The sequence below is a fragment of the Companilactobacillus muriivasis genome (assembly GCF_036246245.1).
GTDB lineage: Bacteria > Bacillota > Bacilli > Lactobacillales > Lactobacillaceae > Companilactobacillus > Companilactobacillus muriivasis.
Window position 1 is genome coordinate 47,338 of the sequence record NZ_BTTQ01000007.1, and the last position, 21,217, is coordinate 68,554.

General features: G+C 38.4%; 15 protein-coding genes and 1 pseudogene. 1 reads left to right on the forward strand and 15 read right to left on the reverse strand.

Annotation, left to right across the window (positions count from 1 at the left end):
- The first annotated feature begins 61 nt into the window (after positions 1-61).
- The gene (locus AAA923_RS08665) at positions 62-2,086 is read left to right on the forward strand and encodes a cation:proton antiporter (RefSeq protein ID WP_338216382.1); all 2,025 of its coding nucleotides are present in this window, start codon (positions 62-64) and stop codon (positions 2,084-2,086) included.
- A 54-nt stretch (positions 2,087-2,140) separates the two neighbouring features.
- On the opposite strand, the gene uvrA is transcribed toward AAA923_RS08665, so the two are convergent.
- The 15 genes and pseudogenes from uvrA to pstB (AAA923_RS08740) all read right to left on the reverse strand — a co-directional run bounded on the left by uvrA (position 2,141) and on the right by pstB (AAA923_RS08740) (position 21,217).
- Complete coding sequence (uvrA, locus tag AAA923_RS08670) at positions 2,141-5,002, reverse strand: excinuclease ABC subunit UvrA (protein WP_338216383.1); 2,862 nt, start codon at positions 5,000-5,002, stop codon at positions 2,141-2,143.
- A gap of 2 nt (positions 5,003-5,004) precedes the next feature.
- Positions 5,005-7,014 carry an excinuclease ABC subunit UvrB gene (gene uvrB / locus AAA923_RS08675; RefSeq protein ID WP_338216385.1) on the reverse strand — a complete coding sequence of 670 codons (2,010 nt, stop codon included), beginning with the start codon at positions 7,012-7,014 and terminating at the stop codon, positions 5,005-5,007.
- Positions 7,015-7,294: 280 nt separating this feature from the next.
- Complete coding sequence (locus AAA923_RS08680; protein ID WP_338216386.1) at positions 7,295-8,539, reverse strand: MFS transporter; 1,245 nt, start codon at positions 8,537-8,539, stop codon at positions 7,295-7,297.
- Positions 8,540-8,553: 14 nt separating this feature from the next.
- On the reverse strand, positions 8,554-9,846 hold the full coding sequence (locus tag AAA923_RS08685) for an alkaline phosphatase family protein (RefSeq protein ID WP_338216388.1): 1,293 nt from the start codon (positions 9,844-9,846) through the stop codon (positions 8,554-8,556).
- Positions 9,847-10,524: 678 nt separating this feature from the next.
- Positions 10,525-12,243: a phospho-sugar mutase gene (locus AAA923_RS08690; protein ID WP_338216390.1), complete on the reverse strand. Its 1,719-nt coding sequence runs from the start codon at positions 12,241-12,243 to the stop codon at positions 10,525-10,527.
- A 135-nt stretch (positions 12,244-12,378) separates the two neighbouring features.
- A complete protein-coding gene (locus AAA923_RS08695) occupies positions 12,379-12,630 on the reverse strand; it encodes a helix-turn-helix domain-containing protein (RefSeq protein WP_048698728.1) in 252 nt (83 codons plus the stop codon).
- Between the two features lie 529 nt (positions 12,631-13,159).
- A complete protein-coding gene (gene trxB / locus AAA923_RS08700) occupies positions 13,160-14,101 on the reverse strand; it encodes a thioredoxin-disulfide reductase (protein WP_338216393.1) in 942 nt (313 codons plus the stop codon).
- Between the two features lie 64 nt (positions 14,102-14,165).
- Positions 14,166-14,975, reverse strand: coding sequence for a prolipoprotein diacylglyceryl transferase (gene lgt / locus AAA923_RS08705; protein WP_338216395.1), 810 nt, complete (start codon positions 14,973-14,975; stop codon positions 14,166-14,168).
- Entirely contained in the window at positions 14,975-15,934 is a 960-nt protein-coding gene (gene hprK, locus AAA923_RS08710; RefSeq protein WP_338216397.1) for an HPr(Ser) kinase/phosphatase, read from the reverse strand. The genes lgt and hprK overlap by 1 nt, the downstream gene beginning before the upstream one ends.
- Positions 15,935-16,585: 651 nt before the next feature.
- Entirely contained in the window at positions 16,586-16,951 is a 366-nt protein-coding gene (locus AAA923_RS08715) for a phage holin family protein (RefSeq protein WP_041501717.1), read from the reverse strand.
- Positions 16,952-16,980: 29 nt separating this feature from the next.
- Positions 16,981-17,238 (reverse strand): PspC domain-containing protein, encoded by a 258-nt coding sequence (locus AAA923_RS08720; protein WP_082330671.1) that lies wholly within the window; start codon positions 17,236-17,238, stop codon positions 16,981-16,983.
- Between the two features lie 55 nt (positions 17,239-17,293).
- Complete coding sequence (gene phoU / locus AAA923_RS08725) at positions 17,294-17,986, reverse strand: phosphate signaling complex protein PhoU (protein WP_338216402.1); 693 nt, start codon at positions 17,984-17,986, stop codon at positions 17,294-17,296.
- A 12-nt stretch (positions 17,987-17,998) separates the two neighbouring features.
- Positions 17,999-18,757, reverse strand: a complete 759-nt coding sequence (gene pstB, locus AAA923_RS08730) for a phosphate ABC transporter ATP-binding protein PstB (RefSeq protein WP_435890173.1) — start codon at positions 18,755-18,757, stop codon at positions 17,999-18,001.
- 203 nt (positions 18,758-18,960) lie between these two features.
- A pseudogene (locus AAA923_RS08735) lies at positions 18,961-20,111 on the reverse strand (RNA-guided endonuclease InsQ/TnpB family protein).
- A 299-nt stretch (positions 20,112-20,410) separates the two neighbouring features.
- Positions 20,411-21,217, reverse strand: a complete 807-nt coding sequence (pstB, locus tag AAA923_RS08740) for a phosphate ABC transporter ATP-binding protein PstB (RefSeq protein WP_338216404.1) — start codon at positions 21,215-21,217, stop codon at positions 20,411-20,413.

Genomic DNA, 21,217 nt, shown 5'->3' on the forward strand with positions numbered 1-21,217 from the left:
GATAAAGATAATTTTTTTCACCCATTTACGATACAATAAAGAACGTCAGAGGGGGCTTTATATGGAAACAGTCTTTCTAATACTCTTATTGCTTGCGGCTGTAGTAGTCGCCAATATCATTTCAGGAAAATTCACTAAAATTCCGATTGCATTCATCCAGATTGCAGCCGGTTTAGTTTTATCATTTATACCTATTTACAGTCATTTTGAACTAGAACCTGAAGTTTTCTTATTAGTAATTATTTCAGTATTGATGTTTAACGATGGTCAACACACCAGTCTTTCACGTTTAACACATCAATTTGGAACAACTTTTTCACTATCGGTCGAACTGGCAATTATTTCTATCTTAATTGTTGGTTTCGTAACACATTCACTCATCACTAGTATGCCACTGGCATTAGCCTTTGCATTAGGAGCCATCATCACCCCAACCGATGCCGTGGCGGTCGGTTCCATCACTAGCAACATGTTAGTTCCAACCGAGGTTATGGGAACTTTGGAAAATGAGTCACTATTCAACGATGCTTCTGGTATCGTAGCTTTGAATTTAGCTATCGCTGCAGCAATTACTGGACATTTTTCACTTTTGAACGGTATCGGCAATTTCATGTATGTTTTCTTCGGGGGTATTATCCTCGGTGGAATTCTAGGTGCATTTATCGTTGCTTTAAGATTGCGTTTGATCAATATGCACGTCGATACACCTTCAGTGATGGTACCTTTCACACTCTTAACGCCATTCGTTGTCTATCTAATAGCTGAAGCCATCGGTGTTTCTGGAATTCTAGCAGTCGTTGTTACTGGTTTGATGCACGGTATTCAACAAAACCGTTTACGTCTAACCAGTTCGCGATTACAAATTGTTATGACCAGTACTTGGCAAATCGTTTCCAGTATTTTGAACGGAATCGTCTTTGTCTTACTAGGATTATCATTGCCAAAAGTCATTATTGACTTGCACGAACGCAATACCGGCTCAATCGCCATTCTTTTGGGTATTGGTATTCTACTATATGCCATCATGACCGCCTTACGTTACCTGTGGACAGTTCTGGATCTGGCACGTATTCGTGCTTGGGATAAAAAAGAAAAACGAGCTAACAGCATTATCATGGCTCTCAGTGGAGTCCATGGAACCATTACTTTAGCAATGGCTTTCTCATTACCATTAAAACTAAATGGACAGCCATTCCCTTACCGGACCGATATTATCTTCGTGGCTGCGATAGTTATTCTCACAAGTCTATTAGTTCCAACATTCGTCTTGCCTTTCCTATTGCCTCAACAAGTCAATAAATACAGCGAAGAAGAATTGGCTCACGCCAAAATAGAGATGGTTGATAACGCCATCGTCTCGCTTCAAACTCAACACGGACAAAATGTTAACACTAGTCAAGTTATCAATATTCTTGATGGTCAAAGAACCATTGAAGGACATATTGACAAAGCTAAGCTAAATATCATCTTTGATAATTGTTTTGAGTTGGAACAACAAGCTATCAACGAAATGTTAGAAAATAATGAAATTGATGAATTAAACGCTAACCTATATATGCGTGTGGCAAAACGGACAATCGTTCAATATCAACAGACGGATTGGCAAAGATTCACATTAGCCGTTCGTTTTGGTATTTTAGAGAGATTCTCACCTAGCAAAAAGGCTCGTAAACGCCGTAAAATCTTTCATCAAATGAAACATCACCAAGCTGATAATCGTTCCGAAATGATCAAACGTAATCGCCAGATGTGGCAACAAATGGCGATTACGGAGAAGAAACCTTTCGAAAGAATCACCAGTTATTTGGCACAGAGCTTGGTTAATAATCACGAAAATAGTCGTGAAATCAATCTAGTAAGTCGTGCTTATGATGAAAGACACCGTCGATTAACCCGTAGTTTTGTTAATAACGAAAATTTTCAAGATGAGCAAAATGAACTGTTAATTGAAGCTTTTCAACAGGAAAATAACTACATTCAATCCAAGATTGCAACTAAGGAATTCAGTCCTGAACTTGGTAGTGCTTTATATGAACAGATTTCTACTGATCAATTAGTTTATTTGCAATCAGTTAATGAAGAATAAATAATTTTCATCTAAAAAATCTCTCAATTCAAATTCATGAATTGGGAGATTTTTTTATTTACTATTTTTTTCAGCATCTTTAGTACGTTTTGTATCACGTACTAAAACAGGCTTCAAATATTGACCTGTATAACTTTCTTTAACCTTAGCAATCTTCTCAGGTGTACCGGTACCAACAATCGTACCGCCACCTTCGCCACCTTCTGGTCCTAAATCAATCAACCAGTCAGCTGACTTAACGACATCCAAATTATGTTCAATAACCAAGACAGTATTACCTTCATCGACTAAGCGTTGGAGAACTTCTAACAGACGTTTAATATCATCGGTATGTAAACCAGTTGTTGGTTCATCCAAGATATAGAAGTTCTTACCATTAGACTTCTTATACAATTCAGAAGCTAACTTCATACGTTGAGCTTCACCACCAGATAATTGTGTGGCTGATTGTCCAAGTGAAACGTAACCTAAACCAACATCAACGATTGTCTGCAACTTACGTCTAATCTTAGGAATATTACTGAAGAAGTCGAGTGCTTCTTTAACTTTCATATCCAAGACTTGGGCAATGTTCTTACCCTTATAAGTAACTTCTAAAGTTTCAGAATTATAACGTGTCCCATGACAAACTTCACAAGGAACGTAGACATCAGGCAAGAAATTCATTTCAATCTTGATGATTCCGTCACCATGACAGTTTTCACAGCGACCACCTTTAACATTGAACGAGAATCTACCCTTCTTGTAACCACGTAGCTTAGCTTCATTAGTTTGTGAGAAGAGATCACGCACATCGTCAAAGACACCAGTATAAGTGGCAGGATTACTTCTTGGCGTTCTACCGATTGGACTTTGGTCAATGGCAATCATTTTTTCGAGATTTTCGTAACCAGTAATCTTCTTGTATTTACCGGGCTTCTCAGAATTATGATTCATCTTTTGAGCCAATGCACGTTTCAAAATCATATTAACTAAAGTTGATTTACCGGAGCCAGAAACACCAGTTACAACGATAAATTTACCCAATGGGAACTTAACATTAAGATTCTTCAAGTTATTTTCAGCAGCGCCATAAACTTCGACGAAGTCACCGCTACCCTTACGACGTTCCAATGGCACTGGCACAAATTTCTTACCAGCCAAATATTGTCCAGTCAAAGACTTGGCGTTCTTCTCAACCTCTTCAGGTGTTCCGGCAGCGACAATTCTACCACCAGCTTCACCGGCACCAGGTCCAACATCAATCAAATAATCGGCGGCACGCATTGTGTCCTCATCATGTTCAACGACAATTAAAGTATTGCCAAGGTCACGCATTTTCTTCAACGAACTGATTAATCGGTCATTATCACGTTGATGCAAACCAATTGATGGCTCATCCAAAATGTACATAACGCCTGACAAGTTAGAACCAATCTGAGTTGCCAAACGAATACGTTGAGCTTCACCACCAGAAAGTGTTCCAGCTGATCTAGAAAGTGATAAGTATTCCAAACCAACGTTGATCAAGAAGCTGAGACGGTCCTTAACTTCCTTCAAAATAGGCTTAGCAATCACAGTATTTTGTTCACCCAAAACAACGGCCTTGAAGAATGGGAGTTCATCCTTAATTGACATTGCTGAAACATCGGCAATATCTTTGCCACTAACTTTGACAGCCAAAGCTTGACGGTTCAAACGTTTACCGTGACAAACAGGACAAGTTAACTCAGTCATGTACTTACGCATAACTTCACGAGTGAAATCACTGTTAGTTTCGTGATAACGACGGTTGATATTAGGGATAACACCTTCAAAAGGTACATCGACATCCTTGACGCTCCCGAAATCATTCTCATAGTGGAAGTGGAAAGTCTTGCCATCAGATCCATTTAAGACGATATTTTGAGCCTTTTCAGGTAATTTCTCAAAAGGTGTATTCATATCAATCTTAAATTCTTTAGCTGCTTGAGCTAACATTTCTGGATAATACTGTGAACTGATGGGATTCCAAGGTTCAATCGCACCTTCAGCCAAAGTCTTGCTTGGGTCAGGAATAACCAAATCCATATCAACTTCAAGCTTCATTCCAAGGCCATCACAGTTATCACAGGCACCAAATGGTGCGTTGAATGAGAACAAACGAGGTTCCAGTTCACCAACAGTAAATCCACAAAGTGGACAAGCGTTCTTTTCTGAGAAAACCATCATGTCTTGACCAATTACATCAACATTCATGTAACCGTCAGAAAGACGTAAAGCAGCCTCAACAGAATCAAATAAACGTGACTTAATGTGGTCATTGATTACAATACGGTCAACAACAACGTCAATATCATGTTTCTTATTCTTATCTAATTCAATATCTTCACCGATATCACGGACTTCACCGTCAACTCGAATTCTAACATAACCTTGCTTCTTAATTTGTGCCAAAGCCTTCTTATGTTGACCACGCTTAGCACGAACAACTGGTGAAAGAACTTGTAGCTTAGTTCCATCTTCCAATTTCAAGATAGCATCAACCATTTGTTGCGCTGATTGACTAGTAATCTTAGTCCCATCGTTTGGACAAATTGGAGTTCCCACACGCGCCCAAAGCAAACGCAAATAATCGTTAATCTCGGTAACTGTACCAACGGTTGAACGAGGGTTCTTGGAAGTTGTCTTTTGATCAATTGAAATAGCTGGACTCAACCCGTCAATCGAATCGACATCCGGTTTATCCATTTGACCTAAAAACTGACGCGCATATGAAGATAAACTTTCCACATAACGTCTTTGACCTTCAGCATAAAGTGTATCAAATGCCAACGAACTCTTTCCTGAACCAGATAGACCAGTCATAACGACTAATTTATCACGAGGAATCGTGACATCGATATCCTTTAAATTATGAGCACGTGCTCCATGAATAACAATCTTATCATTTAACATATTTATTTCATTTCCGCCTTTAATTCCAAAATCGTATCACGCAAATTGGCAGCTGCTTCGAAATCTAGCTTCTTGGCGGCATTTTCCATCTGTTCCTTCAAGTTGGCTAAGAGTTCTTCACGTTCTTTCTTAGTCATATCCTTGAAGTCAATATCATCATTGATCTTTTCCGTTTCAGATGAGCTGTTATCAACCTTCTGGAACATTGAAATTGCATCTCTGATTGGTTTAACAATGGTTGTTGGCGTGATTCCATGTTCCTCATTGAATTTCTCCTGTAACTTACGACGACGAGCTGTTGCATCAATAGCACCCTTCATCGAATCAGTTACTGAGTCTGCATACATGATAACTTTACCATGTTCATTACGAGAAGCACGTCCAATGATTTGAACCAATGAACGTTCAGCTCTCAAGAAGCCTTCCTTGTCAGCATCCAAAATAGCAATCAAGGAAACTTCCGGCACATCAATACCTTCACGCAACAAGTTGATACCAATTAGAACATCAAATTTGCCCAAACGTAAATCACGGATAATCTTCGAACGCTCCAACGTCTTGATATCACTGTGGAGATAACGAACTTTGATACCCAAATCCTTGAAGTAATCGGTCAAATCTTCAGCCATCTTCTTGGTCAAAGTCGTGACAAAGACACGCTCATGTTTCTCAACACGATCATTGATTTCACCAACTAAATCGTCAATCTGTCCCATAATTGGACGGACTTCAATCTTTGGATCAAGCAAACCAGTTGGACGAATAATTTGTTCCGCCTTATGGTCAGTTCTTTCTAATTCGTAAGGACCTGGTGTAGCTGAAACATAGAGAATTCGGTTAACATGTTTTTCAAACTCTTCCAATTTCAAAGGACGGTTGTCCAATGCACTTGGCAAACGGAAACCATAGTCGACTAATTGTTGTTTTCTGGCACGATCACCATTATACATACCACGAATCTGTGGCATGGTAACGTGTGATTCATCAATCATAATATTGAAATCTTTGGGGAAGAAATCAAGCAAAGTAAATGGTGGTTCACCTTCAGCTCGGCCTTCCATGTGGCGTGAATAATTTTCAATACCAGATGTATAACCCATCTCACGCATCATTTCGATATCATATTCAGTACGCTGCTTGATACGTTGAGCCTCAAGTAACTTACCCTCTTTAGTAAACTTCTTAACTTGTACATCCATCTCGTCTTGGATTCGAGTGAGTGCCTCTTCCATCTTAGAATCACTAATCATAAAGTGAGTCGCTGGGAAAATTCCGATATGGTCCATTGAACCTTTAACTTCACCTGTTAAAGCATCCATTTCGATGATTCGATCAATTTCGTCACCAAAAAATTCCACACGAATGGCATTATCGTCACGTGAAGCTGGGAAGATATCCACAACGTCGCCACGAACACGAAATCTACCACGTTGGAAGTCAATATCGTTACGTTCAAATTGATTTTCGACTAATTCTTCTAATAATTTATCACGGGCAATTTGTTCACCGACATGCAATGAAATAATACTGTCCGCATATTCTCTTGGATCACCTAAACCAAAGATACATGAAACGGAGGCAATCACAATTACATCGTTACGTTCCAAAAGTGAACTTGTCGCCGAGTGGCGCAACTTATCAATTTCATCATTGATACTAGAATCTTTTTCAATATAGGTATCACTAGAAGGCACATAAGCCTCTGGTTGATAGTAATCATAATAACTAACAAAGTATTCAACAGCATTATTGGGGAAAAATTCTTTCATTTCACCATATAATTGACCCGCCAAAGTTTTATTATGTGAAATAATCAACGTTGGTTTATTCAAATCTTTAATGACATTGGCCATTGTAAAAGTTTTACCAGTACCAGTGGCACCTTCCAAAATGACTTCTTTGTCACCAGCTTTAAAATCCTTGTCAATTGTCTCAATTGCTTGTGCTTGGTCACCAGCAGGAGCATATTTTGAAACCAAATCAAATTTATTATCAGTAATTCTATCTATCACAGACGACTTACCCCCTCTTTAAGCTAAAAAATACATCTAATTTTGTTATGAATTAGATGTAATTAATACCGGCTTATTTCGCTGGCTCTATATTACCATAGCGAACATATTTTCGCCATATTTTTACTTATTGATCAAAATGTTTAAGTTTACCGTTTCCAGAGCTGAGAGTATTCATCTGCTGTGCGGTACAGTACGAGCCAAAGAGCGGTCTCGAGCCTCGGTTGAAATATTAACGCGACAAATATTTATCTATTCATTCAAATAGACTTAAAGGTCATCATTTCTCTGCAGTTAATCGTGGCAACATTAAGAAAATTACCAAACCTATCAAGAACAAAATGCTCAATGATGCAGCACCTATTGTTGATTTTCCTGTTATCTGTGTCACTATTCCTACTAGTACTGGACCCATAACGGCTGAGAATTTTCCTAAAATGTTATAGAATCCAAAGAACTCACTTCCTGATTCTTTCGGAATTAGCTTACCAAAGTACGATCTACTCAAGGCTTGTATTCCACCCTGACTCGTTCCGACTAAGACTGCCAAAATCCAGAAATCTACCGTTGTGGTTAACTTCAAGGCATACAAACAGATTCCAAAATACAAAATAATTGCTAATAAAATTCCTTTTCTTGCTGAAAAATGATTGGCAATCCAGCCGTACAAAATAGAAAACGGAAAGGCTACTAATTGAACGACTAGTAAAACAATCATCAAGGTTGTCGTGGTAATTCCCATGTCCATTCCGATTGACGTTGCCATTGTAAAAATTGTATCAACTCCATCAATGTAGAAGAAGTATGCAATCAAGAACCAAGCAGCTGCTTTATACTTTCGTAAATGTGTCACCGTTGCCCAAACTCGTTTGAAACTTGATGTTATTGGATGTGGATTTTCTGGTAATGAATAAACTTGTTGAACATTTTTCAAAAGTGGAATGAAGAAAATTATCCACCATAACGCTGCCAATAGAAAACTCCAGCGCGCTACGCCATAACTCGATAGCATTCCAAAACCGCTAGTTAACTGTAAAACTAGGAAAAGAATGAATGCTATCACTCCGCCTAGATATCCATACGCATATCCATTGGATGACAACGAATCCATCTTCTTATTGTCCGCCACATCAGTTAAGAAACTGTCATAAAAGAGGTTTCCCCCAGAATAACCAATTATCGACAGGATATACACAGCCAGTAATAACTGCCATTGGTTCGGTGGTAAGAGTGCCAATCCTAGCGTCATAACGATACCTAAGAATGAAAATGTACTCAATAGGCGCTTCTTGTGATGTGGATAATCAGCCAAAGCTCCTAAAACTGGTGCCAAAATTGAAACTATCAACGTTCCAAAACTATTTGCATAACCCCAATAAGCTGTAGCGTTCGCTTGTGTAACGCCTGCATTTTGAGCCACTGATTTAAAATAAACTGGTAAAACGGCTGTCGTTACAATAATTCCGTAACCCGAGTTTGCCCAGTCATAAAAAATCCAGCTCCACTGCTTTTTATTAAATCCCATATCATCCCTCAATCCTAATCTACAAAGACATCGTCAATTGCGGAACCTGCCAAGAGCTCTGGGAATTTTAATCCTAATAATTTCGCAAAAGTTGGTGCTTCATCAACTAAATCAGCCTTATCAACTGTGTTGTCTTTCTTAATCATTGGTCCGTTAAAAATCATAGTCGTCTTATAACCAGGTTTATCTGGATCATAACCGTGAACACCACGATAACGGTCAGCATCCCCCATCATATCTGGCAAAACCTTTTCCACAACTTGTGCACGGTCACTTTCGTCCGTGAAATAATATCCCGCTTTGGCTTCAACCATCAAAGTACATTTAGGATCAGCACCGCGCTGGGCCGCTTCCTGACCGGAATAGATTTTTTCGACCCCTTCAACACCAGAAATCAAATCACGCAATCGATCAATTTGACCGAAATTCTTCGTATAAATATATGTACTACCATCACAAGTCTTAGCCATGACTTTCCAATCTTTCTTGAAGGTTTGGTCAGTTTTAGCAGTCAACCAGCCACGTTTAGCAAACATTGTATTCAAATGTATCATTCGATCAACGTTAATTTGATAGTGGTCTCCGAGAATAACAAAGTTGGTGTCATCAAACGTCCCAGCATCCTTAGTTGCCTTAATAACTTGCGCAACATGATTGTCTAATCGATGCAAAGCTTCCATCGCTTCGTCAGAACGAACGCCATAACGGTGACGCATACTGTCCATATCAACCAAATGTAAAAGCGTTAAATTAGGCTTTTTATTCTTAATCGTATCAACCGTACAGGCAGTGATGAAATCATCCAATTCTGGTTGTCTAATACCATTACGAAGTTTTCCATACTTCTGGTTCATTTCTAAAATGAATAATGGCGAACTAGCACGCATTGAAACCAATACTTGATTAGTCCAAATACGATTAGGGAAAATTTCAGCCAAGTTATAAGTGATCTTGCTACCAGCAGTTACAGGCCACAAAAAGGCTGCGGTTGTTAATTTCTGCTTTCTAGCCAAATCATATAACGTTGGTGATTTAACATCCTTCTGATACCAGAACCAATCGGGTGACCGACGTTCCGGCTGAATCTTAGTATTATTGACAATTCCGTGGACACTAGGATATTGCCCAGTAATGATTGTCGTGTGTGATGGATACGTCAAAGTTGGGTAAATACCCTTGACCTCTTTGACCCAAGTTCCACCATTAACTAATTTATTTAAAGTTGGTAATTCACTCTGATGCTCATTGATATCACGAAATCCTAAAGCATCAAGTGAAATAATTACTAAATGTTGATTTGTCAGCAAATTGATTTCCTCTTTTCACAAACTCCATGAAAATATTATATCGCAGATAAGAAATCCATGTTATACGCAATATTGAGACAAAACTTTCAATTTGTTGGTTATCGTTATTACTCCGGTTGTCAGAAATATAGTCTGCTGTGTGGACCGGTACGAGCCAAAGTGCGGTCTCAAAACTCGTCCCGTGGTGTAAGAGCTAAAGCTCTAATGCCACCTCCACTGCTGACTATATTTCTGACAACCTCCGACTAATGTATAAATTCATAGGAAATTAATTATTCTAAATAATTATAATAACTGGCCTATTGAATGGATCTCCCGTTCCTAAAATTAAACAAAAAAAGGTAACCCCAAAAAGATCTGGAATTATCTAACATAAACTTAAAATCACATTCAAACAAAAATAATCAATTAATATATAACAACCTAAATATTTAAATAAAACTAGCCGGAGGGCGCAAGGGATAAAGTTCAGCAGTGGGAGTGGCGTTAGGACTTTAGTCCTTACTCCACTACGACTTTTGAGATTTGCGAACCTTGCAAAGCTCAAAATCGAGGCGCGAGACCTTGGCTCGCACCGGTCCACAGCGAACTTTATCCCTTGCACCCTTCGGCGGCATACTTCAATACACAAAAAAAGGAACAAAGGTTTTTACACCCTTATTCCTTAATTAGGAAAAACTATTCCCAGCCTTCGATTTCTTTACCGAATTCTTCAAGCTTTGCAGCAGCTCCATCTTCAGTATCGCTCTTAACACCGATATAGAACTTCATCTTAGGTTCTGTACCAGAAGGTCTGGCAGCTACCCAAGTACCGTCAGCTAAAACATACTTCAATACGTTAGCTTTTGGTAAGCCTGTTTCCTTAGTACCAGCTTCAGTTGTATCAGTATCATTCAAGTAATCGATTGATTCAACAACTTTAACGCCATTAATTTCGTCGATGCCTTCTTCACGAAGTGTCTTCATGATTTGAGCCATCTTATCTTTTCCTGAGATACCAGCAAATGTCTTAGAAATAGTCTTTTCACGATAATAGCCAAATTCCTTATAAAGGTCTTCGAGTGCATCGTAGATTGTCTTACCTTTTGATTCATAGTAAGCAGCTGCTTCAGCCAACAAAAGTGTTGATTGCATGGCATCCTTATCACGAACAAACGGTTTAACTAGATATCCATAACTTTCTTCAAAACCGAATAGAAATTCGTTGCTACCTGTTTCTTCAAATTGTTCAATCTTTTCAGCAATGTACTTGAATCCTGTCAAAACATCGAACATCTTAATATCATATTTATCAGCGATTGCCGTAGCCAATTCAGATGAAACGATTGACTTAACAACTGCTCCGTTAGTAGGCAATGCATTCAAGTTCTTCTTAGCATGTAATAAGTAATTCAAAAGAACTGAAGCAATTTGATTACCTGTCATTAGTTTATAAGAACCATCAGGTTGTCTAACAGCAGCACCTAATCTATCAGCATCAGGATCAGTTGCAATCAGAATGTTGGCACCAATCTTTTTACCACGTTCAATAGCGAGGTCGAAAGTTTGGGCAAATTCTGGATTAGGGAAAGGTGTTGTAGCAAACTCTGGATCAAGGATAGCTTGCTCAGTTACCATGTTGAAATTCTTAAATCCTAATTGTTGAAAAATACGTGGGGCAATCATCTTACCTGTACCGTGAAGTGGTGAGTAAACAAATTTCATCTTGTCACCATATTCTTGGATCAACTTAGGATTTACAATAACTGTTTCGAGGTTCTTCATATAATTAATATCGACATCTTCACCAATCAAAGTAAGCAAATTTTCAGCTCTTAACTTTTGAACTGCTTTAACTTTGATAGCAAAGAGGTCACTAGCTTTACGGGCAAAGTTAGTAATGTTATCTGATTCAGCTGGTGGCATTTGACCGCCATCTGGTCCGTAGATTTTGAAACCATTATATTGCTTAGGATTATGGCTGGCTGTAATCATAATTCCTGCATATGTGTGTAGGCTTCTTACAGCAAAGGATAATTCAGGAGTAGGTCTCAAACTATCGAATACGAAACTGTGAATATTGTGAGCTCCCAAAACTTTAGCTGATTCATAAGCAAAATCTTGAGAATAGTAACGTGAATCATAACTGATGGCGACACCTTGAGTTTTAACTTTATCGTCTAAGGTATCCATAAATGAAGCTAAACCTTCAGTTGCTTGACGAACTGTGTAAATGTTCATCCGGTTAATACCAGGACCAATCAAGCCACGCATACCAGCAGTACCAAATTCCATAGGTGCGTAAAATGCTTCTTCAGCGACTTTATCGTCCTTTTTAATTTCGTTTAGTTGCTCTTTCATATCTGGATCTAAATCCTTATAATCAAGCCATTGTTGCATATTATCTTGCCAAGTCATTAGAATTATCCTCCTAATTTGTAAGTACTTACATCCATTATAGCAATCATGAAGTACTATTAAAATTTGATTTAGCAACTTTAACAATAAATATTTAAAATATCCTTAAAGTTCTATTTTCAAATATCCAAATTATTAAGATTCGCTACTAATGATTCTGTTGATATCGGTATCGTAGTATCTAGCCAAGGCAATCAAAGTGTCGATATCTGGCATACGGATACCAGTCTCATAGTGAGACAAAGTCGTAACATCAATATTCAAATGTTGAGCCACTTCTTTTTGAGTTACGTTTCTTTCACGTCTGAGTTGTTTCAGATTTTTCGCAATGTTGAAACCTGATTCGTGCATTAATTGGTTCAAGTTTTTATCTGCTACTTCGCGCATAAGAATCACTTCCTGACTTTTTAAGTTCATTATATGTTTAAACATATACGCAATGGAATCAAATTTCAACAATTATCTTTTCAATAATTAGACAATTAGTCATAATTTAATTAATAAAAAAGGATTATATGACAAAGGCAGCAATCGCCTTATCATATAATCCTCAATTTACTTTTATTATTAAAATGTACGGTGCCTAGTTGATAATCCATTATCAATACTCGCCTATATTTCAGTATCAAAAACGTACCAAATATAAAAGCATCTGAATACTTATATATTCAATTAATAACGATTAAATTAGTCGGAAGAGCTGGGAAATATTTGTGTGCCGTGGTAGTGGTATAAGTACGGAAGATTCCTTCCGTACTTATACCACCGGACGTGTTTGGAGACTTGACGAACTGTGTCAAGGCTTCAAACCGAGGTTCGAGACCGTATTTTGGCTCGGGCCGTTCCGCACAGCTTGAGAATATTTCCCAGCTCTGTAGACGGGATACTTAACTAGCACCACATATCATTCAACTAATTACTTAGTTGAAACCTTGTCATCAGCGAGTTCTTGGATATAACTGAATGCTTGTTGTCCAGCGATACCACCCTCACCAACAGCTGTAGCAATTTGACGAAGATCTTTCTTTCTAACGTCACCAACAGCCAAAATACCAGGTACTTTAGTTTCCATATGTTCATTTGTATTGATCCAGCCAGCTTCATCAAGAATGCCGAGATTCTTGAATGGTGTTGTCATTGGATCGATACCAACATAGATAAAGGCACCTTTAGCTGGTACGACATGTTCTTCACCAGTTTCTTTGTCAATATATCTGACACCAGCAACTTTGTCATCTTCGCTCGTGATTTCCTTAACGTCAGCATTCCAAACGAACTTGATCTTGTCATTCTTAAATGCACGGTCTTGCAAAATCTTTTGAGCACGTAGTTGATCACGACGGTGAATAATTGTTACAGACTTAGCTAATTGTGTTAAATAAATACCTTCTTCAACGGCTGAATCGCCACCACCAATAACGGCAACGTCTTGGCCTTTAAAGAATGCACCATCACAGACGGCACAGTAAGAAACACCACGTCCTGAAAGTTCATCCTCACCAGGTACGCCAATCTTCTTATATTGTGAACCAGTTGCAATGATTAAAACTTTTGTTTCATAGTCGCCATCATCAGTATGGATGATTTTAACATTCCCCTTATCCTCAACAGATTCAACGGCACCATAGCCAAAATCAGCACCAAATTGAGTTGAAGATTTGTACATCTTTTCACTCAAGTCTGGTCCGAGAATTGAATCAAATCCTGGATAGTTTTCAATCGCAGCGGTGTTATTCATTTGACCACCGTAGATACCACGATCAAGAATCATTACTGATAAGTTAGCACGTGAAGCATAGAGAGCGGCGGTTAAACCACCAGGACCTGCTCCAATAACTACTACATCATATGTTTTCATCGTCGTTACCTCCTAATTACTCAACAAATATTACCATTTATTTTTAACTTGGCAATTAAGTTGCTCACAATTCATTATACCAAGGTTCATTTTGTTTCTTTCGACGATAAATGAACAAGGTGATTGCTACAACAAATAATACTATTGAAAGCATCTGTGAAACTCTAACGCCTGGCAAGATATATAAACTGTCAGTCCGCATGCCTTCAACGAAAAATCTAACCGCTGGATACCAAATCAAGTAACTCAAGAATACTTCCCCACGTTTAAGCAGGTGTTTTCTGTTACGCAAAATCAAAATTAGAATTAAACCAATTAAATTACCAACTGATTCATACAAGAAAGTTGGTTGACGATAAGCTCCATTGATATACATTTGTTCGACAATAAAGTGTGGCAAATGTAGCGATTGTAGAAAGCTCAAAGTGGTTTTAGCACCAAAGGCTTCTTGATTCATAAAGTTACCCCAGCGACCAACAATTTGACCTAAAAGAACTGATGGAGCAGCGATATCTAACATCAACCATGGCGAAATCTTCCGCTTGTGACACAAAACTAGCAAGACGATAAATGCCGCAATCAAACCACCATAAATGGCGATTCCACCATGCCAAATTTTGATAATCTCACCGGGGTTAGCCAGATAGAATGGTAGTTCAAAGACTACATAATACAACCTTGCACCGACTAAAGCAATTGGAACGCCCCACAAGACAAGATCCAAGATATTATCCGGATCCATGTGTTTACGTTTGGCCTCATGCATAGCCATTAGAACACCAACTAAGGCACCCATAGCGATGATGATACCGTACCAATGAATTTGTAATCCCCCCAGATCAAACGCAATCGGATTTAATGCTAATAAACTCATTACTTACCTTCTTCATCATTCTTCGTTTTTTCTTCATTTTCTTTAATCAATAGTCCTAGATTATCTTCAAACTTCTTAGTAGCGTCATAACCCATCTTCTTAGCACGATAGTTCATGGCAGCGACTTCGATAATGATAGAAATATTACGACCAACTTTAACAGGAACAGTAATTTGTGGCACATCAACGTCAAAGAAAGTTCTTTTATCTTCCAAAGTACCGATTCGATCGTAGTTCTTATCAGCTGACCAGTTTTCCAAATTGATGATCAATTGAATTTCACTTTGTGAACGAACGGCACCAGCACCAAAGAGGTTCATGACATCGATAATACCAATACCACGAATTTCTAGCAAATGATTGAGAATCTTAGGTGCTTCACCAACAATAGTTTTCTCATCACGTTGATAAACATCAACACGGTCATCAGCAATCAAACGGTGGCCACGCTTAATTAGTTCCAAAGCAGTTTCACTTTTACCAATACCAGAGTGACCAGTCAGCAAAATTCCGATACCATAAACGTCGACCAAAACCCCATGAATCGACTCTCTAGGAGCTAAGTTTTCATCCAAATATTCAGTGATCATACTTGAAAGTCTAGTTGTTGGCAACTCAGAACCAATGACAGGCACCTTGTGCTCGCTAGCAGCCTTCAATAATTCCGCACTAGGTTGAATGTTACGAGAAATCAAAAGCGCTGGTGTATCTTCACGACACAATTCCAACATAACCTTGTAACGGTTATTAGCAGTCATTGAACGTGAATAAGCTGACTCAGTTTGTCCAAACAATTGAATACGTTCACTTGGATAGTAATCAAAGTAACCAGTCAATTCAATTCCGGGACGAGAAATATCACTCGTTGTGACTTTCTTATTTTTCATCAAAGCTTCGTCATTATAAACTTTTAGTTCATTATCTTTTACCATTTGAGATACAGTAACAAAATTTGTCATAGCCAACCCTCACTAAATCTATTTTTATACCAATTTTATCATTAATAACTTAGGTTGAAACTTAAATCTGAATCTTTGTGGTGTGGATGCCGCCTCCGAGTGTCAGTAATGTAGCCTGCTGTGAGGACCGGTTCGAGCCAAAGTGCGGTCTCGAACCTCGATTTTGAACTTCGCAAAACACGCGAATTTCAAAATTCGTCCTGTGGTGTAAGAGCTAAAGCTCTAACGCCACCTTCACTGCTGGCTACATTACTGACACCCGGAGGCTAGTTTATTTAGAAATTTGTTTACAAATTAACTATTCTGATTTAACAATCAACAAAATATAATTCAACAATCCACTTCTATTAAACATCGTAAATACATAATAAAAAATGATATACATCAAGAATTCAAATGGCCTCAGAATCATTTTTTAGTCTGTAGTAAAACCAGAGCCGGAGGGCGCGAGGGATGGAGTTCAGCAGTGGGAGTGGCGTTAGGACTTTAGTCCTTACTCCACTACGACTTTTGAGATTTGCAAACTGTGCAAAGCTCAAAATCGAGGCGAGAGACCTTGGCTCGAACCGTTCCACAGCGAACTCCATCCCTCGCGCCCTCCGGCGGCAATCCTTCAATACCTCCAAATTCAAAAGACAAAAAAAACGCGTTCTAGACGCGCCTTTGAAAATTGTCCATGGTATAGCTGTTAATAATGGAATTGCAGATTGCTAAAATAACAGCAACGACTAAAGCTGAGCCAAAACCATTAAAGTGAAAACTTGATGATCCGACTAATACTGAAGTTAATTCCAAGGTAATCGCATTTATCACGAAGGAAAATAGACCAAAAGTAATAAACGTGATTGGTAAAGAAATGATATGCAACAATGGTTTGATAGTCCAGTTTAGAAAGACCAATACCAAACTTGCGACAATGGCAGTCCCTAAACTATCAATTTGAAACATACCCGGTAATAAACGCGCAATTGCTAAGAACAACAACGTTTGTATCACCAATCTGATTAAAAACTTCATTTTATACCCTCATTTAACTCTCTTTTGAATCAGTAATATTTTTTAGAAGACTTAGCCTTGAGACGTCTTCTGCCTCGATACGAACTAGTTCTCTGAATATTACGCTTTTCTGGGAAAGAAAAGACACATATTACATAAACTAATACCGGTAGAAAATATGTGAATGGCAATAAGAAGACAAAAGCTAGGCGAATCCAAGTTGAGTCAACCCCAAAGTACTCTCCTAAGCCTCCACAAACACCGGCAAGCATCCGATCAGTACTGGATCTTGTGATTCTATTTTTCATGTATTATCACCTCAACTTGTTCGAAAAATATACTACATATTAACAAATTTATCAATTAACCTTGGTTAGGATAATCTTCATCCGCAACATGCTTCTGATTCAGTTCTACCACATGTCCAGTATTCAAGTAAACAACCCATTCACAAATATTGGTTGCATAGTCACCGGCACGTTCCAAATAACTGGAAACTAACATATATGAAGAACCACTCAAAACGTAGTCTCCTTCTTTTTGCATTTCCGCAATACTCATCTTGTTGATTTGGGCACTCAAGTAATGCTCTCTAACGTCACGGTTAGCGACTTCCTCAGCCATCTTACTGTCACGTTTCAAGTATGCTTCAAGTGAATCTTCAACGATACTTGTTGTGATGTCACCCATTTCGGCAATCAATTTTTCAATTTCCGGAATTCTAGTTTCACCTTTAACACGAATAGTTTCTTGAGCAATACTTACTGCATGATCGCCCATTCTTTCCAAATCAGAACTGGCTTTCAAAACAGTCACAATCATACGCAAATCTGAAGTAACTGGTTGTTGCAAGGCAATCATTTCAAACGATTCCTTTTCCAGATCCATCTCACGCTTATTGATAATATGATCATTCTTGATAACTTCTTTTGCTAAGGCCTTATCGTGGTCAACGTACGCCTTAACAGATTTCATAATAGCTTCACTGGCCATCATACCCATTTCTGAGAAGCGCAAATGTAAATTATTTAATTGTTCTTCAAACGTTGTACGCATCTTACTTTTCTCCTAACCGAATTTTCCAGAGATATAATCTTCCGTCTGTTTCTCTTTTGGATTTAAGAATATATTCTTAGTCTTATCCGCCTCAATTAATTCCCCATTTAGGAAGAAAGCGGTTTGATCAGATATTCTTGATGCCTGTTGCATGTTATGTGTAACAGTAATAATCGTATAATCCTCACGCAAAGCTAACATTGTATCTTCAACCTTAGCTGACGAAATAGGATCCAAGGCTGAAGTTGGTTCGTCTAATAAAATAATATCAGGTTTCACTGCTAAAACTCTAGCAATACATACTCTCTGTTGTTGACCACCGGACAATGATAAGGCACTCTGATGCAATTTATCCTTCACATCATCCCAAACGGCAGCGTTTTGTAGACTCGTTTCAACAGCTTCATCCAAGACAGCTTTATCTTTGACGCCGGCCAATCTTAATCCATATATTACATTATCATAAATTGAGAAAGGAAATGGGTTTGGCTGTTGAAAAACCATCCCAACTTGTTTTCGCAATTCAACCGTATCAATATTGGGCGCATAGATGTTTTTACCATTCAACGATATCGTTCCAGTTATCGTTACATTCGGAATTAAGTCGTTCATCCGATTCAAACATCTAAGATAAGTTGACTTTCCACATCCTGATGGACCGATTAAGGCTGTGATTTCATTCTTGTTGAAATCGAGGTTAACCCCTTTTAGTGCTTCTTTTTTTCCATAAAACAAATGTACATCAGATGATGTTAAAATTTTTTCTGACAAAGTTATTGTGCTGCTATGCAAAATATGGAGAAATGTAGATAAACATTACTGATTTCTACATTTAGAAAGGTTGCATATTTCCTTTCTTGATTTTTGCTTGCTACCGTTATAACGCCGGTGTTCCGATATTCCATAGGGAGTAATCGCATTGACCAACTATGACAGCTTAAGGACTTTAGCCAGCCCCGTTAAGTTATTATTTTTTAGATTAAATCTAGTAAGTTGGCAACGGCATTTTCGTCACGATCCATTTTTGCGCCACAGTTATAACAAACATATTCATTATGCTTAGTCTGATGTGCGCCATTACCTTGTAACGTGATTTTATCGTTCCCAACTTTGATATGACCACACTTTGAACAACGCTGTGTTGAAGGATACTGGTGATCTGCCAGAATAAGCTCTTTACCGTACCAGCCACACTTATAGCTTAATATTTGCCGGAAGTAGCCAAACATTGACCGTTGCAAACCTTTAGAAGCAACGTGACTCATCTGCATCGCTTTAACGGATAGGTCTTCAATCACGATTTTGTCGTAATTATTGACAAGTTTTGTCGTGAATTTTTGCATGATGTCATGTTGAATATTGGTAACTTTGCGATAATCACGCTGTAATTTGGCTCTTATTGCAACGTAATTAGTACTTTTAGTTGCCTTATTCCCGTTCATGACTCGCTTATGAGCTAATTGCTTTTGGTAAAACTTGATTCGCTGATACAGCTTATGTAATCGTTTCGGCAAGGTGTTAATAACGCCAGCCGTGTAATTCAAATGACCAACATTCACATCAACAGCTGAACTATCACCAGTTTTCGGCTTGACATCAAGTTCAACTTCAAAGGGAAGACTGGCCCAGTGTTTACCGTTTTCACGGTAAACACTGACTACCTTAAGTACACCTGATAAATCAACGTGTTGACTAATCCTGATGTCATACCAATCCTTAACGCCATGTGGTTTATCCAAACGAAGCTTACCAGCGATAATTTTAGCTCGGTCAGTTTTGAATCCTTGTCGAGCAGCTTTTTTTGATTTGAAAGTGGGTTTTCCCCAATCAGGTTGTGCCTTATCAAAAAAATTCCGCCAAGCCGTTCCTAGATCAGCAATCGCTAGTTGCAGCGTACGTGCTGATAACTCATACTGCCAATCAGCTTTATTCGCAACTAATTCATTCCGAACTGAATATAAGCACTGGGATGGGGACTACTTGAATCAAGCGTACATAAGTCATACATGTCATTCCAAGTAGCCAGCCCCTCATTCCAGCAGTATCGCCGATAATCACAAAGGCTATCGAGCACCCTTTTCATATGACAATTAGGATAAAGTCTTACTTTCTGTGTCCGGATCATCAGCATCTTCACCTACCAAGTCAATTTTTTCTTTTCACTTCTCATTATAATTTAGATCGTTATTGATTTCAGTGGTTTGATCATTGAGGATAATTTCTTTGGTATAGATAAGACTGTTTAGGTCGGGTAAGATGCAGTGCAAGTTTTCAATTTTTACATCGTACGAACCGTGATGGATTATCACTAGATTTAATCATTCCCAAGCTCGCCACCTCCATATTTACTCTCTGTGGGGAACTTAGTATTCTTTTCTACATTGCTCGACATTTTTCTATGTTTTAGTTAATGATTACTTTCTCCTATCCAAAGTGTCCAGAAACATAGTCTTCAGTCGTCTTAATATGTGGACGAGTAAAGATCTTTCTAGTTTCATTAAATTCGACAGCATGTCCCAAGTGGAAAAATGCCGTGTAATCGCTGATTCTAGCTGCTTGTTGCATGTTGTGCGTCACGATAATAATGGTAAATTTATCCTTCAAACTCAACATTGTTTCTTCAACATTCGACGTCGAAATTGGATCCAAGGCACTTGCAGGTTCATCCATCAATAAAATATCCGGTTTCATCGCAATTGCTCGGGCAATACATAGTCGTTGTTGTTGACCCCCAGAGAGTGCTAATGCACTTTTGCCTAGATCATCTTTAACTTGGTCCCACAATGAGGCCTGTTTCAAAGTTGTCTCGACAATTTCATCTAATTGCTTTTTGTCATGCAATCCATGACGTTTTAGAGCAAAAGTAATGTTGTCATAAATTGATTTAGAAAATGGATTTGGACGTTGGAAAACCATCCCAATATGTTTTCTAACTTCATAAATATCAACATTATTCTTATTAATGTCCAAACCACGGTACATGATTTCACCTTTGACCGTAGCACCAGGTACATTGTCGTTCATGCGATTCAAGGATCTCAAATATGTCGACTTACCAGAACCAGAAGCTCCAATCAAGGATGTGATCTTATATCTTTCGAACTGAAGCGATGCTTTGTGCATGGCTTCTTTTTCGCCATAAAAGACTTGTAAATCTTTCGTCTTCATGGCGATTTCGTGTTCATCCTCATTTAAATGAAGGATGTATTGTTCATCTGTTTGTACGTCCAT